We start from the raw sequence: 380 nt of genomic DNA, 5'->3' as shown, positions 1-380 counted from the left end.
ACCTTGTATTGGATCGGATGCGGGAGAGACGCCGCCGCTCAACGCGCGACCGTGACTGGTCGGTTGCGGAATATGGTGCCGCCAGCCCAGGCGAAACAGCCGATCCGCGCCCGGGCGCCGAACAGGCGATGGAGGACCAACAGCGCTCGGCACGTCTGGCGACCGCCATCGCGGCGCTGCCGCCCGCAGCCGGCCGAGTGTTCCGGCTTCACAAGCTCGATGGGTTGCCGCACGCGGATGTGGCTCGAGAGCTCGGCATTACGCGCAGCGGCGTGGAGAAGCACATGGCAACCGCGATGACTTTTCTTCGGCGATCGCTGAGGGACTGAGGCGGGATGGCTTGCTCGGCGTCTTACGTTCGAACCAGGAGACTGCCGGCG

At 66.8% G+C, this 380-nt stretch carries 1 protein-coding gene; it reads left to right on the top strand.

The genetic code is table 11. The annotated features are described in order from the left end of the window. Window positions 1-329, top strand: a 329-nt coding sequence (locus A7981_RS10535) for an RNA polymerase sigma factor (protein ID WP_131800962.1), incomplete at its 5' end; no start/stop codon positions are given. Window positions 330-380: the final 51 nt, after the last annotated feature.

The sequence above is a fragment of the Methylovorus sp. MM2 genome, assembly GCF_001648895.1.
Classification (GTDB): domain Bacteria; phylum Pseudomonadota; class Gammaproteobacteria; order Burkholderiales; family Methylophilaceae; genus MM1.
Note: the sequence above shows the minus strand (reverse complement) of the source record. Positions and strands in the feature narration are given on the sequence as shown.